The sequence below is a fragment of the Streptomyces graminilatus genome, assembly GCF_001418565.1.
Lineage (GTDB): Bacteria > Actinomycetota > Actinomycetes > Streptomycetales > Streptomycetaceae > Streptomyces > Streptomyces graminilatus.
The window spans coordinates 15,292-31,779 of the sequence record NZ_LIQQ01000256.1; the positions used below are offsets into that span (position 1 = coordinate 15,292).

7 protein-coding genes and 3 pseudogenes are annotated in these 16,488 nt (G+C 70.6%); 5 read left to right on the forward strand and 5 right to left on the reverse strand.

Annotated elements, in window-relative coordinates:
* The 3 genes and pseudogenes from AOK08_RS43465 to AOK08_RS21735 form a co-directional block, all read right to left on the reverse strand.
* Window positions 1-402: pseudogene (locus tag AOK08_RS43465) on the reverse strand (transposase); the annotation flags it as partial.
* A gap of 110 nt (window positions 403-512) precedes the next feature.
* Window positions 513-755 (reverse strand): annotated as a pseudogene (locus tag AOK08_RS47480) (IS6 family transposase); the annotation flags it as partial.
* 180 nt (window positions 756-935) lie between these two features.
* Window positions 936-4,250, reverse strand: a complete 3,315-nt coding sequence (locus tag AOK08_RS21735; RefSeq protein WP_198539339.1) for a S8 family serine peptidase — start codon at window positions 4,248-4,250, stop codon at window positions 936-938.
* 367 nt (window positions 4,251-4,617) lie between these two features.
* On the opposite strand from AOK08_RS21735, the pseudogene AOK08_RS43480 reads away from it, so the two are divergent.
* Together AOK08_RS43480 and AOK08_RS21740 are read left to right on the forward strand one after the other, a co-directional pair.
* Window positions 4,618-4,794, forward strand: a pseudogene (locus tag AOK08_RS43480) (IS1380 family transposase); the annotation flags it as partial.
* Window positions 4,795-5,636: 842 nt separating this feature from the next.
* Entirely contained in the window at window positions 5,637-7,946 is a 2,310-nt protein-coding gene (locus AOK08_RS21740) for an arylsulfatase (RefSeq protein ID WP_241827045.1), read from the forward strand.
* A 30-nt stretch (window positions 7,947-7,976) separates the two neighbouring features.
* Here AOK08_RS21740 and AOK08_RS21745 read toward each other — a convergent pair whose 3' ends face one another.
* Together AOK08_RS21745 and AOK08_RS21750 are read right to left on the reverse strand one after the other, a co-directional pair.
* Window positions 7,977-8,309, reverse strand: a complete 333-nt coding sequence (locus tag AOK08_RS21745) for a hypothetical protein (protein WP_157876747.1) — start codon at window positions 8,307-8,309, stop codon at window positions 7,977-7,979.
* Window positions 8,287-8,808, reverse strand: coding sequence for a hypothetical protein (locus tag AOK08_RS21750; RefSeq protein ID WP_198539336.1), 522 nt, complete (start codon window positions 8,806-8,808; stop codon window positions 8,287-8,289). The genes AOK08_RS21745 and AOK08_RS21750 overlap by 23 nt, the downstream gene beginning before the upstream one ends.
* Before the next feature lie 200 nt (window positions 8,809-9,008).
* Between AOK08_RS21750 and AOK08_RS21755 the strand changes: the two genes are divergently transcribed.
* The 3 genes from AOK08_RS21755 to AOK08_RS21760 all read left to right on the forward strand — a co-directional run.
* Window positions 9,009-10,034 (forward strand): 6-phosphofructokinase, encoded by a 1,026-nt coding sequence (locus AOK08_RS21755; protein ID WP_055528739.1) that lies wholly within the window; start codon window positions 9,009-9,011, stop codon window positions 10,032-10,034.
* A 320-nt stretch (window positions 10,035-10,354) separates the two neighbouring features.
* Window positions 10,355-10,723, forward strand: a complete 369-nt coding sequence (locus tag AOK08_RS46620; protein ID WP_198539337.1) for a beta/alpha barrel domain-containing protein — start codon at window positions 10,355-10,357, stop codon at window positions 10,721-10,723.
* A 216-nt stretch (window positions 10,724-10,939) separates the two neighbouring features.
* The coding region (locus AOK08_RS21760; RefSeq protein ID WP_198539338.1) for a type I polyketide synthase at window positions 10,940-16,488 on the forward strand (5,549 nt) is incomplete at its 3' end.

Genomic DNA, 16,488 nt, shown 5'->3' on the forward strand with positions numbered 1-16,488 from the left:
CTCGGTGATGCCGGTGGCGATGACCACGGCCTGGGAGACGATTCGGTGGTTCACCCGGGCCTTGCAGTACGTCGCGTCGAGGTAGATGTAAGGGCAGCGGGTGTGGTCCAGGGGCCGGGTGCGGAACACGCCCAGCTCCGCGTCGAGGTCGCCGCAGATCCCGGTGTCCCCGCCCAGGTCCAGGTCCCCGGCCTGCGTGGTCAGTACCTTCTCCCGGTGCCCGTCGCGCATCGTCGTGCGGGGCTCGGTGTGCTCGCCGGGCTCGGCACCGATGTGGGAGGTGGCCTCGGCCTCGATGAGTTCCTGCAGGATCCGCTGGGCAAGGACCCTGATCAACTCGATTCCGTCGGCCGTACGCAGTGACTCCATGAGGCGGAGTAAGTCGTGCTGGGACAAGGCCATCGCGTCACCTCTCTCAACGAGCTTCGCCACTCGGAGAGTTGCGCGATGGCTGCCCCATGACCAGGGGCTATGCAGAGATCGCTGCTACACCACGTGGTGGGACACCATCCCAGGTGCCACTTGTCGCCGGGCCGGGGCTGTCGGCGGCGAAGCGCGTTGGCGTACTGCTGCCCGAACTTCACACACCAGCGGCGGACCGTCTCGTAGGAAACGGTCACACCGCGCTCCAGCATGAGCTCTTCGACGTCGCGGAAGCTGAGCGGAAAACGGTGATACAGCCACACGCAATGGGAGATGACCTCGACCGGGTACCGGTGACCCTTGTACGACGGCGGCGCGCTCCCCTCGGACAGCCTCCTCCGGCAAGATCAACCAGAAGATCATCCCCTCCTGCCAACCAACGTGACAGTGCCGCGAGGTGGCCCCGCATCGGCGCGCCCGCTCGTCAGGCCTGGTCCTCCACGTGCCCGCGGACGCGTGCGGCCCGCCGGAAGCCGAAGCTTCCGACGGGCCGCGCGCGCGTGCGCTACCGCTTACTTGCCGTAGTACGCGTTGTAGATCGAGATCGTCGACTTGTTGCCCTTCTTGTCAGCGATCTTGGCGCGGAAGGAGATGGCCTTCCCCTTCACCGGGTTCTTGACGCTCACCTTGCCGTCCTTGACGGTGAGCTTCTTCCAGGTCTTGCCGTAGTCGTACGACGCGTACACCGACAGCGACTTCAGGTTGCCGCCCTTGGCCGCGCCCTCGACGGTGACCGGGACCTTGACTGTCTTGCCGGCCGGGACCTTGCTGTCCAGGCCCGTGGTCGCGAGGAAGCGGGCCGTGGAGACGGGCAGCTTCGTGACGCCGTTGGTCTTCTTCGAGCTGAACGTCCAGCTGGCGTCGACGCGGGTGGAGGCCGCGGCGACGTCGACGCTGCGCTTGACCGACGTCGTCAGCTTGTATTCGGCCTCACCGGCCGGGACCTTGAACTGCTTGTTGCCGAACAGCGGGTCGTCGTTGCTGCCGACCTTGGTGCCGTTGCGGTACAGGGTCGTGTTGACCGACGAGAACTTGGACCAGCCCACGTTGCCCTTGCCGTCGGCGAACAGCGGCAGGGAACCGTAGATCTGGTTGCCCTCACGGATGACACCGAAGTCGCCGGTCAGGTGCGGTCCGAAGACGGCTGTGCCGACGGTCTTCGAGTAGCTCTTGCCGGCGGCGAACCTGTGCGCGCCCAGCGTGTAGACGGCATCGTCGATCGGGAAGCCGTCCGCGTCCACACCGCCGTACTGGCTGAACTCCAACTGCCACTTCACGCCGCCCTGGGCGGACAGGTGGAGCGTGCGCGTACCGGGCAAGGTCTGCGGCCTGCCGATCGAGGAGGCGCCGGAGCTCCACGGCATCCAGCCCAACGCGCTGATCGCGCCCTTCTTGCCGCTCACCGAGGCGCCGAGGCCGGCCTTCACCGTTGCGAGCTCACTCGCCTTGTAGTGCTTGGTGAAACCGGTGGCGAGCTGCTTGACCGGACCGCCCGCGACGACGTCGTACTCCTCCTTGCCGCCCTTGGTCCAGTGGCCGTCCCACTGCTGGGTCACCGAACCGTCGGTGACCTGCGGGCCGACGTGGGCGGTGCGGAAGTTGTCGTACGAGTCCAGCAACCAGCCGTAGTCGTAACTGGTGTCACCGGCTTCCACCGTGTAGTCGGCCGAGGCGAACTCCGGCTGGACGCCGGTGGCCGGAACGGTGATGTCCACCGGCTTGGCCTTGCGGGCGTCCAGCGTGATCGTCGTGTTCCTGCCGACGTTCAGCTTGGGCTGGGCGAGCCAGTCCGCGCCCTCGAACCTCTCAGGGTCGTTGCCCACGAAGACGTTCGTGTTGAGGATGTAGGTGCCCTTGGGGACACGGGCGGTGACGGTGCCGTCCTCGTCGTACGGCGTGGCCCCCTTGCCCTCGCCCAGGCCCGCGATCCCGGTCAGGTCGGCGCTGTAGTTCTTCGCCGCCTTGCCGTCGCGGTCCAGGAACTTCAGGGTGACGTCGTACGACTCGACCTCGCGCTGGACCGCCGCGGCCGTGCGGACGGTCTGCCCGCTGCCCGTCGCCGTCACATACGCCGAGTACGCGCCGTCGACCGTGCCGCCGAGCTTGGTGTCGACGGTGAACGGCACGGAGGCCTTGCCGCCGGCCGGGACCGTCACCGAGGTGGCGCCGAGCTTGAAGAAGCCGGCCGGGACGGCCCGCCCCTTCGGGTTGGTGGCTGTCGACGTCAGCTTCAGCGTGACGTCCGTCGTGCCGAGGTTGCGGTACGTCAGTTCCTTGGTGACCGGCTTGTCGTCCGTGTGCGGCCACTGCTGGACCCCGAAGCTCACCGAGACCGGCTCGGCGATCACGGACTGCTTGATGGCCTTGTCGACCTGGATGCGGCCCGAACCCTGTTGGAAGGGGGTGTACTTGCCGCCCTTGGCGGAGCCGGTCAGGGCGCCCTTCAGTTCGGCGTACTTCCAGGCCGGGTGCTGCTGCTTGAGGATCGCCGCCGCGCCCGCGACGTGCGGGGTCGCCATCGACGTGCCGGAGATCGTCATGTAGCCGGCCGGCTTCTCGCCGACATCCTGGGCTATCAGGTTGCCCGGGGCGGAGGCCGCAGTGATGTCCACGCCGGGCGCGGTCACGTCGGGCTTGAGGGCGCCGTCCATGCCGGGGCCACGGCTGGAGAAGTCGGCCAGCTTGTCCTTGTCGTCGACCGCGCCGACGGTCAGGGCCGCGGCGGCGCTGCCCGGGGAGCCGATGGTCTGCTCGCCGAAGTCGCCCTCGTTACCGGCCGCGATGGCGAACAGGATGCCCTTCTCCTCGGACAACTTGTTCACCGCCGCTTCCAGCGGGTCGATCGCGGGCGTGTCGCCGCCGCCCAGGCTCAGGTTGACGACGTCGGCGCCCTCGGCGGCGGCCCACTCCATGCCGGCGAGGATCTCGGAGTCGCTGCCGTATCCCCTGTCGTCGAGGACCTTGCCGTTGAGGATCTTGGCGCCGGGCGCGACGCCCTTGTACTTGCCACCGGACTTCTTGCCGGTGCCCGCCGCGATGGAGGCGACATGCGTGCCATGGCCGAACTTGTCGGTGGCGTCGGGCGCGGTGGTGAAGTTCTTGGCGCCGATCACCTGACCCTTGAGGTCGTCGTGGGTGGCGTCGACACCGGTGTCCAGGATGGCGATCTTGACGCCTTTGCCGTCGTAACCGGCCGCCCACGCCTTGGGCGCGCCGATCTGCGGGACGGACTTGTCGAGGCTGGCCTTGCGGACGCCGTCGAGCCAGACGTGCGCGATACCGGAGGCGGTGTTCTCGCCGTTGGTGAGCGCGTCCCAGAGCTCGGGAGTGTCCTTCTGCGGTGTCTGCACCGCGTCCGCGTTCACGGACTTCAGCGCGTGGCTCAGAGTGCCCGCGTCGCGGACGTCGGCCTTGGTGGCCGCTGCGCTGCCGCGGTAGCCGACGATGACCTTCAGGCCCTTCTTCTGGGCCTCGCGGGTGGTGGACTTGTTCAGCTCGGTGACGTCGAAGAGCCGCTGGTCCAGCTTGCCGGTGGCGACCATGCGGGCCGCGTCGGCCGGGATGGCGAGGGTGTGGCCGTTGAGCTCGCGGATCTGGACGGGCACGTGCTCCCGGCCCTGGGCGTGCTCCAGGCCGACGACACGGCCCTTGGCGTCCAGGACCACCCGGTCGCCGGTGATCAGTGTGACGCGGTGCTTGGCGGTCAGGGACACCGGCTTGGCGGCCGCTGCCGCCCGCTCGCCTTCGGCCGACGCCGGGCTGGTCATGCCCGCCGTCAGGGCCACGGCCGCAGCGGTGGCGACTGTGGCGGCGTACGCCCTTTTCACTTGTCTGCGCAAGTTTCCCCCTTGCAGAAGAACCGGGTGAATTCCCCGTTCACCCAGCCGGGGGTGGTCTCGTACACATGTCCATACGCCCCCGGAACACGCAGTATGCCGAGGGGTGATCAGGTGCTCAATAGACGAGAGGAAGGCAAGAATGCCGTCGGCCGACTGTGACACGGCCGTCGGAACTCCGTTACAGAATCGGGGGGTTACGCACGCGCGTTCTCCTTGACACTGATCCTGCCCTTGCGGATCGTCGCCACGAGAAACAGGCGAAGCCGCTCACCTTCGCCGCAATGGCCCGCGCCGCCCACGTCTCCACCTGGCTCACCTACGCCCCGGCGTACGCGAGCACATCGAGGCAGCTCACATCCGAAGCGCCCGCGACACCGGCCTGCGGAATCTGCCCCTGCACGACACGGCCCAGAACCGGATCTGGCTGGAGATCGTCTCCCTCGCACGCGACCTCCTCGCCGGGACGCCGATGCTCGCACTGACCGGCGACGTCCGGCGCCGGGAACCCAAAAGGCTCCGGCTGCGGCTGTTCTCCGCCGCCGCGGTGACAGGCCCAGCGCGATGATGCCGAAGATGAACAGGACGCTCCAGTGCACGCCGACCCGGACCCCGGCGATCTGTCCCGGAGCGAACGTCGCCCGCACAGCTCTCTCCCCTGCTCGAACCGTCACCTGGCGGACATCCGTACCGCTGCGATCAGCGCCCGCCTCGTGCCGTCGGACGACGGGACGGCCCCAGGATCACGGCCCTCGACCCGGCCGGCGCACAGGGAGCGGGGAGCGGGGAGCGGCGGGCGCACCACGTCGTCGTTGATCCAGCGCTCACCGCGGACCTCTCGCCGCGCGGATGCTCCTGGCTTCCAGTACACCCGCGGGCCCAGGGCTTCGCGCGCTGGAGGAGCCTGGACGGCACGTCGGGATGCGACCCGTCCGTCAGGTCGCGCTGGCTCGTCGAAGCCTTGGCTCGCAGGTTCGGCCCCCAGCGGAAGCTGACGACTTCCTGATCCGGCCGTTCGCGACGACAACAGCCGGGCAGTTCCCGGCGAGCGGTGACACCGGCCTGGTCGGTTCCCGCCCGTCACGGTGCGGTGTGCCTTCGGCGAATCGCACCGGTGGCAGTGATCCTCCGCGCGACCTAGCGTGGGAAACGGCCAGTGCGGGCTCCGGTCCGGCCCGGTCCCGGGACCCGGGAGGGCGTGACAGAACCCCAGGCGTACGGCAGGAGGTCGGCTTCCCATGGTCCGGCGCCGCCGCGACCACCGCGGGGAACGTCCGGAGTACCGGCCGCGGAGTTCGTGCGGCGCCGGTGGCGGAGAGGCTGGGTATGTCGCAGCAATCGTGGAACGAGTACGGGCCGGGGCAAGGATTCCCCGGGGTGATCGGACGAACGACCGACGAGTCGAGCCCCGCGTGGCCGCAGCCGGTCCGGGCGGTACCGGGTGCGCCGAACGTGCTGATGATCGTGCTGGACGACACCGGCTACGGACAGTTCGGCTGCTACGGCAGCCCCATCGACACACCGAACCTGGACGCGCTGGCCGCGGGCGGGCTGCTGTACAACAACATGCACACCACCGCGCTGTGCTCCCCATCCCGCTCGTGTGTCGTGACCGGACGCAACCACCACGCCAACGGCATGGCCGCGATCACCGAACTGGCCACCGGATACCCCGGCTACAACGGACAGATCCCGTTCGAGAACGGGTTCCTCTCCGAGATGCTGCTCCAGCACGGCTACAACACGTACATGATCGGCAAATGGCATCTGATGCCCTCGGAACAGGAATCGGCGGCCGGCCCCTACGACCGCTGGCCGCTGGGGCGGGGCTTCGAGCGGTTCTACGGTTTCCTGGGCGGTGATTCGAGCCAGTGGCATCCCGACCTGGTGTACGACAACCACCAGATCGAGCCGCCGGCCACCCCCGAAGAGGGATACCACCTCACGGAGGACCTGACCGACCGGGCGATGTCCTTCATCGCCGACGCCAAGCAGGTCGCCCCGGACAAGCCGTTCTACCTGCACTTCTGTACCGGCGCGACGCACGCCCCGCACCATGTGCCCAAGGAGTGGGCGGACCTCTACCGCGGCCGGTTCGACGACGGCTGGGACGCCTACCGAGAGCGCACCTTCGACCGGCAGAAGCAGCTCGGCGTGGTGCCCGCGGGCGCGCAGCTGTCCCCGCACGACCCGGACGTGCCCGCGTGGGAGTCGCTGTCCCCGGACGCGCGACGGCTGTCCGCGCGGATGATGGAGGTCTACGCGGGATTCCTCAGCCACACCGACCACCACATCGGACGGCTGCTGGACTTCCTCAAGGAGACCGGCGAGCTCGACAACACGCTGATCATGGTGGTCTCGGACAACGGCGCGAGCGCCGAGGGCGGAGCCAGCGGCACCACCAACGAGCTGCAGTTCTTCAACAACGCGCCCGAGTCGCTCGAGGAGAGCCTGGCCAGGATCGACGAGCTCGGCGGACCGGAGACGTTCAACCACTACCCCTGGGGCTGGACGTGGGCGGGCAACACCCCCTTCCGGCGGTGGAAGCGCGAAACCTACCGTGGCGGCGTCAGCGACCCCTTCCTCGTCCACTGGCCCAGCGGCATCCGGGCCCGAGGTGAGATCCGCGACCAGTTCGCTCACATCATCGACATGGTCCCCACCGTCCTCGACGTGCTCGGCATCGAACCGCCCGCGACCATCCGCGGCGTCACCCAGTCGCCCCTGCACGGGGTCAGCTTCGCCCACACCTTCGACGACGCCACGGCGGTGACCCGCCATCGCACCCAGTACTACGAGATGTTCGGACACCGGGCGATCGACCACAACGGCTGGCGGGCGGTCTGCCCCTGGCCGGGGCCCTCCTTCGCCGAGGCCGGGCAGTCGTTCGGCACCCCGATCACCATGGCGGACCTCGACGACCTCGACGCCCACCACTGGGAGCTCTACCACGTCGCAGAGGACGTCGCCGAGACCCGGAACCTCGCCAAAGAGCACCGCGGCAAGCTGATCGAGATGATCGCCCTGTGGTATGTGGAGGCCGGCAAGTACAACGTGCTGCCCATCGACGGCAGCGCCCTGGAGCGCATGATGCTGGAGCGCCCGCAGATCACCCAGGCCAGGAGCAGCTACACCTTCCGTCCCGGCACTCAGGTCCTGCCTGCCGCCGTCGCCCCCCGGGTCCTCAACCGCCCGCACAGCGTCACCGCCGACGTCGACATCCCGCCCGGCGGCGCCGAGGGCGTCCTGCTGTGCCAGGGCACCAACTCCGGCGGCTGGTCCCTCTACGTCAAGGACGGCCACCTGCACTACGCCCACAACTACGTCCACCGCACCCTGCACCACGTGGCCTCCAGCGAGAGCGTGCCCGAGGGGCGGCACACGCTGCGCTTCGAGTTCGAGCCCACCGGCGCGCCGGACATCGCCCACGGCAAGGGCGCTCCCGGCCGCGCCCAGCTGTACATCGACGGCCGCCTGGTCGGCGAGACCGACATGCCGTTCACCACCCCGGTCGCCTTCAACCCGGGCGGCATGTGCTGCGGCGCCAACCCCGGGTCGGCCGTCACCCCCGGCTACCGCGCGCCGTTCCGCTTCACCGGCACCCTGCACACGGTGACGGTCGACCTGTCCGGTGACCTGATCGTCGATGCCCCGAGCGAGATGCGCATGCACATGGCCCGCCAGTGAGGACCGCCCCATCGCCGGGGCCGCAACCGGTCAGCCGAGGCCGTCCAGCAGCAGCCCCAGCCGGATGTCGAACCATGCCCGCTCCTGCCGCCAGGCCTCCACGGCCCCTACCAGCAGACGGCCCAGTCCCACGACGGTGAGCGACCGCCACCGGCAGTGCTCCAGCAACTCCACGAGCGCCGCGACACACTCCTCCTGCTGGGCGGACCGCCCGCGCTGCGCGGGAACGGCCGGGACACCGTCCATCGCGGCCACCGCCCGGCGGCACACCCGAGCGGCGGTGAACGACTGCCACCCGAACGGCCCCAATGCCGCGCACACCGCCGTCACCCGCGCATCGTCAGCACGAACCGTTACCGCCATCCCCACACCTCACGCAGCCGACCAGCACCGATGCGACCCGATTGAACCACGAAGCCGTGCGGCGCGACCTCCGCCGACGCTCGGGGCCCGGACCGCCGGACAACGCCGTGAACACTTCAGTGGACGCCCCCCGGACCGCGTAGGGCCCTGCGGCGACGGCAACCCCGTTGCCGTGTCCCGTCGACACGTACGCGTCGGCGTTCGCGGGGCTGATGCCTTGGCGGTACACCAGCGTGCCGTCCACGGTCTCTCGCTTGAGCAGCAGCTCGGCCAGCTCATCGAGTTGCGCGCGATGCCGGGTGAGCAGGTCGGTGGCCTGCTGTTCGGCCTCGCGCGGCAGGCGGGCGACCTCTGCGTCGATGGCCGCCTGGGTGGCCTCCGCGAAGGGGCGGCTGGACATGGCGCTCCCGCTGCCCAGGAAGACCGAGCCGCCCTGGGGGTAGCCCACCTGTCCCAGCGCGGGCGACAGGCCGAACTCGCGGACCATCCTGGTCGCCAACGGGGCCGAAGGTCCTCGATGACAGGCCCCGAGCGAGTCGCCGCCAGGTTCGGGGGCGCTCATCATGGAGGGAGACACCTGGCTCCGGGTTCGCATCCGCGGAGGTGGGCCGACGGCCCCGCCGGACGCGAAGACGTTCCGCGCGCATCACGCCGACGTCGAAGACCGGCCTCCGCACCCGGAGAGATAGGGAGGAAGCCATGAAGATCGCAGTGCTGACCGGCGGCGGCGACTGCCCCGGTCTCAACGCCGTGATCCGCAGCGTCGTCCGCAAGGGTGTCCAGCAGTACGGCTTCGAATACGTCGGCCTGCGCGACGGCTGGCTCGGTGCGCTCAGGAACAAGGTGACGCCGCTGGGCATCGCCGACGTGCGAGGGATCCTGCCACGCGGTGGAACCATCCTCGGTTCCTCCCGCACCAACCCCCTCAAGCACGAGGACGGGGTGCGGCGCATCCGGGACACCCTGGCCACGAACCAGGTCGACGCTCTCGTCGTGATCGGCGGCGAGGACACTCTCGGCGCGGCCACGGAGCTGAGCCGCCAGGGGATCAAGCTCGTCGGCGTACCCAAGACCATCGACAACGACGTGGCAGGCACCGACTACACCTTCGGCTTCGACACCGCCGTCGGCATCGCCACCGAGGCCATCGACCGCCTCCACACCACCGCCGAGTCGCACATGCGGACCCTGGTGGTGGAGGTGATGGGCCGCCACTCCGGGTGGATCGCGCTGCACGCCGGCATCGCGGGCGGCGCCAACGTGATCCTCGTCCCGGAGCGACCATTCGACATCGACCAGGTCTGCGCGTGGGTGAAGGACCGGTTCAGGATCAACTACGCGCCGATCGTGGTGGCCGCCGAGGGAGCGGTCCCCCTGGAAGGGCAGATGATCCTCAAGGACCGGTCGCTGGACGAGTACGGCCATGTCCGGCTGTCCGGCATCGGCGAGTGGCTGGCCCAGGAGATCGAGAAGCGCACGGGCACCGAGGCCCGGACCACGGTTCTCGGCCATGTCCAGCGCGGCGGCACCCCGAGCGCCTTCGACCGCTGGCTTGCCACGCGCTTCGGGCTGCACGCCGTCGACGCGGTCAAGGACGGCGACTTCGGCACCATGGTCGCCCTCCGTGGCACCGAGATCATCCGTGTCCCCCTCGACGACACGCGGGGCAGGACCAAGGTGGTGGACTCGTCGCTGTACGACGAGTTCGAGGTGTTCTTCGGCTGAGAGCAGGGCCGTTCGACCTCATCAGGGGCCCTGCCGGCTCTGCCGGACGATGACGCCGCAGCGCACGGTGGGCAGTAAGCCGAGGGACGCCGTACGAACCTCTTGGAGGTACGACGACAACCGACGTCCAGGCCGTTCTGGGCGACGGGGCCGAAGACCTGCTGACCCACACCGCTCACACGGGATTCCCGGGGACGATCCGGTGCTTCCGGGAAGTGACTTCGTCGACCGGGTCGTGGCCGCGACCGACCGCTCGCCCCGGGTGCCGCCGTAACCTGCGGTCCCTCTTCGACCACGGCCGCCTGGCCGGCACGGGGTACGTGTCGATCCTGCCGGTCGATCAGGGCATCGAGCACTCCGCGGCCTCCGCGTTCGCCGCCAACCCCCGCTGCCTCGCCCCGAAGAACATCGCCGGACTCGCCCTCGACGGCGGCTGCAACGCCGTCGCCAGCACACTCGGCGTGCTCGGCGCGGCGTCACGGCGCTACGCGCACCGGATCCCGTTCATCGTGAAGCTCAACCACAACGAACTGCTGACCCACCCCTCGCAATTTCTGATTTTCCGGGAAAGGACATCAGTCCGCCGTCAGTGGATGATCAGTAGAGCACGATTGAATCTCGGACAGTTACCCGAATGCACAAGAGGAAGGCGTCGACAGAAGGTTCAGCATGTGGCCTCTGCCGAATAGACCGGCAATACCGCTGTCCTCAGAATTCTCCGGCCGGCTTTCTGATGTGCCCCAGCCCCTTTCGTTCGTATCGGGATGGACGCCACCGAGCGACGACCCGCGCGATCGCTTCCCCGGCAGCACCCAGGGAAGCCGGCGACCACCAGTGAGCGCGCGGCAGCCCATTGACGGCGTCTCTCGGCACCGTCATCGCCCGTAGACATCTGGAAGAACTCCATGACTCGGAATATGCAGGATGAGCCCATCGCTGTCGTCGGTCTGGCGTGCCGGTTGCCGGGCGCACCGGGACCGGAGCAGTTCTGGCGATTACTCAGCGACGGCCGCGACGCCATCTCTGTCGCTCCGTCCGGACGTTTCGCCCCGCGGAATGACGAAGACGAAGGGGCGCCCGCTCATGGTGGGTTCCTTGACGCCGTGGACGAGTTCGACGCCGCCTTCTTCGGCATCTCTCCCCGCGAGGCGTCGGCCATGGATCCCCAGCAGCGGCTCGTGCTGGAACTGGCCTGGGAGGCTCTGGAGGACGCGGGCATCGTGCCCGAGTCCCTGCGCGGCAGCCGTACCGCGGTCTTCGTGGGCGCCCTGCGCGACGACTACACCAGCCTGCTCTACCAGCACGGCACCACCGCGATCACCCAGCACTCGATGACCGGTGTGAACCGCGGTGTCATCGCCAACCGGGTCTCCCACCACCTTGGCCTGCGCGGGCCGAGCCTGACCGTGGACGCCGCCCAGTCCTCTTCGCTGGTGGCCGTGCACCTGGCCTGTGCGAGCCTGCGTGCCGGTGAGTCCACGGCCGCGCTCGCCGCGGGCGTCAACCTCAACCTGCTCGCCGAGCACGTCGTGACCCAGGAGCGGTTCGGCGCGCTCTCTCCCGACGGCGTCACCCACACCTTCGACGCGCGCGCGGGCGGGTTCGTACCGGGCGAGGGCGGAGGCGTCGTCGTACTCAAACCACTGCGGCAGGCGCTCGCCGACGGCGACCGGGTGCTCGCGGTGGTCCGGGGCAGTGCCGTGGGCAGCGGCGCCTCGGCCGACGGTCTGACCGTCCCCGATGCCCGGGCACAGCAGGACGTCCTGCGGACCGCCTACGAGCGGGCCGGTGTGCGCGCGGACGATGTGCAGTACGTCGAACTGCACGGCACCGGCACGCCCGTCGGCGACCCCGTCGAGGCCGCCGCCCTGGGCGCGGTACTCGGAGCCGGCCGGTCAGCCGACGGGGCGCTGCGCGTCGGGTCGGTCAAGACCAACATCGGGCACCTGGAAGGCGCGGCCGGCATCGCGGGGCTGATCAAGACGCTGTTGAGCATCCGGCACCGGCAGTTGCCGCCGAGCCTGAACTTCGCCACACCGAACCCCGCCATTCCGCTGCGGGAGCTGGGTCTCGCCGTACACACCGCACTCACCCGGTGGCCGGCACCGGACCGCCCGCTGGTGGCCGGCGTCAGCTCCTTCGGTATGGGCGGCACCTACTGCCATGTCGTCCTCGCGGAGGCACCGGCGACGGCCGCGCCCGCGGACGGACCCTCCACCGGGAACACGTCCGGCGCCCCCGCTCCGGCCGTGCTGCCGTGGGTGGTCTCGGCCACCGGCCCGGCCTCCCTGCGTGCCCAGGCGCGGCGTCTGCACACGTACGCCACCGCGAACGACCCCTCCGCGCTCGACGTGGGCCGCTCCCTGGCCGGGACCCGGACCGTGTTCCGGCACCGGGCGGTGGTCCTCGCCCCCGACGCGCGGGGCCTGCTCGACGGGGTCGACGCGCTGGCCGGCGGACGCCGCGGCCCCGGTGTGGTGACGGGGACGGCGGAGCCCGGCGGTACCGCGTTCCTGTTCACCGGGAGCGGCGGCGAACGGGTGGGGATGGGGAGCGAGCTGTACGCGGGGTTCCCCGTGTACGCGGAGGCGTTCGACGAGGTCGCCGCCGTGCTCGACCCGTTGCTGACGCACCCGGTCGCCGACCTGATCCGGACCGGCCGGGGCCTGGCCGAGATGGCCAACGCCCAGCCCGCCCTGTTCGCCGTCGAGGTCGCCCTCCACCGGCTGCTGGAGTCCTTCGGACTGCGCCCCGACCTCGTGGCCGGGCACTCCGTCGGCGAACTCACCGCCGCCCACGTGGCGGGCGTCCTGGACCTCGCGGACGCGGCGACTCTCGTGGCCACCCGCGCCCGGTTCATGCAGTCGGCCCCCGCCGGTGGCGCGATGGTGTCGGTGCAGGCGACGGAGGAGGAGGTGGAGGAGCTGCTCGCGGGCCGCGAGGACCGGGTGTCGGTCGCCGCGGTGAACGCGCCGCGCGCGACCGTCGTCTCCGGTGACGCGGACGCCGTCGCCGAGGTCGCCGGGATCCTGCGCGGAAGGGGGCGCGAGACGAAGAGGCTGAGGATCAGCCGTGCCAGTCACTCGCCGCACATGGACCCGGTCCTCGACGAGTTCCGCCGGGCCGCCGCCCGGCTGACCTACCACTCACCCACGATCCCGTTGATCTCCCACGTCACCGGCGCTCTCGCCGACCCGCGGGAGGTGGCCTGCGCCGACTACTGGGCCGCCCACCTGCGCCGGACCGTGCGCTTCGCCGACGGTGTGCGCACCCTGCGCGCCGAGGGCGTCACCACGTTCCTGGAGGTCGGGCCCGACGGCGTGCTGTCCTCGCTGGTCCGCGACACGGTCGACGACCCCGACACCGTGGCGGCCGTACCGGCGCTGCGCCGCGACCGGCCCGAGACCCAGACCCTGTTCACCGCGCTGGCCACGGCATTCGTACGCGGCGCCGACGTGGACTGGGACGTGCCGTACCGGGGTATCGGCGCCCGCCGCGTCGACCTGCCCACCTACGCCTTCCAGCGCCGGCGCCACTGGCTGGACGGCGCCCGGAAGACCCCCACGGCCCTCACCACGGCGGCCCCCTCACCCGGGGAGACCCGGGCCGACGAGTTCCCGGACGCCGACCCGCGCGGTGAGCTGGGCGCACGCCTGGCCGCGCTCTCCCCGGCAGCGCGGGACCGTACCGTCACCGATCTGGTCGACGCGCACATCGCCGCGGTGCTCCAGTACGACGGCGACGACCGGATCGAAGGGGACGTACCGTTCCAGGAGCTGGGTCTCAGCTCGCTGATGATCACCGAACTGCGTGCCTCGCTGGCCGACGCCACGGGGTTGCGCCTGCCCACGGGTCTGCTCTTCGACCACCCGACGCCCCGCGCGCTCGCCGGGTTCATCGGCGCCGAACTGCTCGGCGGTGCCTCCCTGGGCGCCGAGGGCGTCCGCTCCGGTGACGCGAACAACGCCGACGCCGACGGGGATGGGGATGGGGATGGGCTGATCGCCGTCATCGGCATGGCCTGCCGCTATCCCGGTGGGGTCGCCTCACCCGAGGATCTGTGGCGCCTGGTGTCCGAGGAAGCCGACGTCGTCTCCGTCTTCCCCACCGACCGGGGCTGGGACGAGGACCTGTACGACCCCGATCCCGGCCGGCCGGGCCGGAGCTCGGTCCGGCACGGCGGATTCCTGGACGGGGCCGGCGACTTCGACGCCGCCTTCTTCGGCATCTCCCCTCATGAGGCCCTCTCCATGGACCCGCAGCAGCGGCTGCTGCTGGAGACCTCCTGGGAGGCCGTCGAACGTGCCGGAATCCTGCCCGGGACGCTGCGCTCCACCCGCACCGGCGTCTTCGTGGGCGCCACGGCACCGGAGTACGGGCCCCGTATGCAGGACGCGCCGCCGAGCGTGCAGGGCCATGTGCTCACCGGCACCACGGCCGGCGTGATGTCGGGCCGTGTCGCCTACCAACTCGGGCTGACCGGGCCCGCGATGACCGTCGACACCGCCTGCTCCTCCTCTCTGGTCGCGCTGCACCTGGCGATACGGTCCCTCAGGTCCGGCGAGGCGGACCTGGCCCTGGCCGGCGGCGCCGCCGTCATGTCCTCACCGGGCATGTTCCTGGAGTTCTCCCGGCAGCGCGGGCTCGCCCGGGACGGACGCTGCAAGTCCTTCGCGGCGGCCGCCGACGGCACGGCCTGGGGCGAGGGCGTCGGCATGCTCCTCGTGGAGCGGCTGTCGGACGCCCGGCGCAACGGCCACCGGGTGCTGGCCGTGATCCGTGGCAGCGCCGTCAACCAGGACGGTGCCAGCAACGGCCTCACCGCCCCCAGCGGCCTCGCCCAGCGGCGGGTCATCCGCGAGGCGCTCGCAGACTCCCGGCTGTCCGCCGCGGACATCGACGCGGTGGAGGCGCACGGCACGGGAACCGCGCTGGGCGACCCCATCGAGGCGGAGGCCGTCATCGCCACGTACGGCGGGGACCGCGACCGCCGGGAGCCGGTGTACCTCGGCTCGCTGAAGTCCAACATCGGCCACGCGCAGGCGGCCGCCGGTGTGGGCGGCGTGATCAAGATGGTGCATGCCATGCGGCACGGCGTCCTGCCCCGGACCCTCCATGTGGACCGGCCCACACCCAAGGTGGAGTGGTCTGCGGGCGCCGTCGAACTCCTCACCGAGGGCAGGATCTGGCCCGCCACGGGACGCCCGCGCCGCGCCGCGGTGTCCTCGTTCGGCATCAGTGGCACCAACGCGCACGTGGTGCTGGAGTACGACCCGACGACCGACCCCGCCGAGGACGACGCGGCCGGCACCACTCCCCCGGCCACCACCGTCGCCCCGGCCGTCGCGATGCCGTGGCTCGTGTCGGCCCGTGACGGCGAGGCACTGCGCACCCAGGCCGCCCGGCTGCGAGCGCACCTCGCGCCGGATGCCGACGACGTGTCCGTCGGCTTCTCGCTCGCCGCCACCCGTACCGTCTTCGAGGAGCGGGCCGCGATCCTCGGCGACGGCATCACGGAGCGCCTCGCGGCCCTGGAGGCCCTTGCCGAGGGGCGCGCGGCGGACCATCCGCACGTGATCACCGAAAGCGCGGCGCGCCACGGCCGGACGGCGTTCCTGTTCACCGGCCAGGGCGCGCAACGCCCCGGGATGGGCCGGGAGCTGTACGAGGCCTTCCCGGTGTTCGCCCACGCACTGGACGAGGTGTGCGCGGCCTTCGACGGCCTGCTGGAACATCCCCTGCGCGACGTGATGTTCAGCCGGCCCGGCACCCCGGACGCCGTACTGCTGGACGAGACCCGCTACACCCAGCCCGCCCTCTTCGCCCTCGGAACAGCCCTCTGCCGCCTCCTGGCCCATCACGGCCTGACCCCGGACGCACTCGTCGGCCACTCCCTCGGTGAACTCACCGCCGCCCACATCTCGGGCGTCCTCACCCTCCCCGACGCCGCCACCCTCGTCGCCACCCGTGCCCGGCTCATGCAGTCGGCACCGTCCGGCGGCACCATGACCGCCGTCCAGGCCACCGAGAACGAGATCCGCGAGAGCCTGGCCGGCCACGAACACAGCGTCGCCGTCGCCGCCGTCAACAGCTCACACTCCGTGGTCATCTCCGGCGACACGCCCGCCACCGAGAAGATCGCCGCCGCCTGGGCGGCACGCGGACGCAGGACCACCAGGGTCAATGCCTCCCACGCCTTCCACTCCCCCCACATGGACCCCGTCCTCGACGAGTTCCGCCGCACCGCCTCCCGACTCACCTACCACCCGCCCCGGATCCCCGTCGTCTCCACCACCACCGGCCGCCCCGCCACCGTCGGACAACTCACCGACCCCGACCACTGGACCCACCAGATCCGCGCCACCGTCCGCTTCGCCGACGCCCTGCACACCCTCCATGACCAAGGCATCACCACCTACGTCGAGATCGGCCCCGACGCCGTCCTCACCCTCCT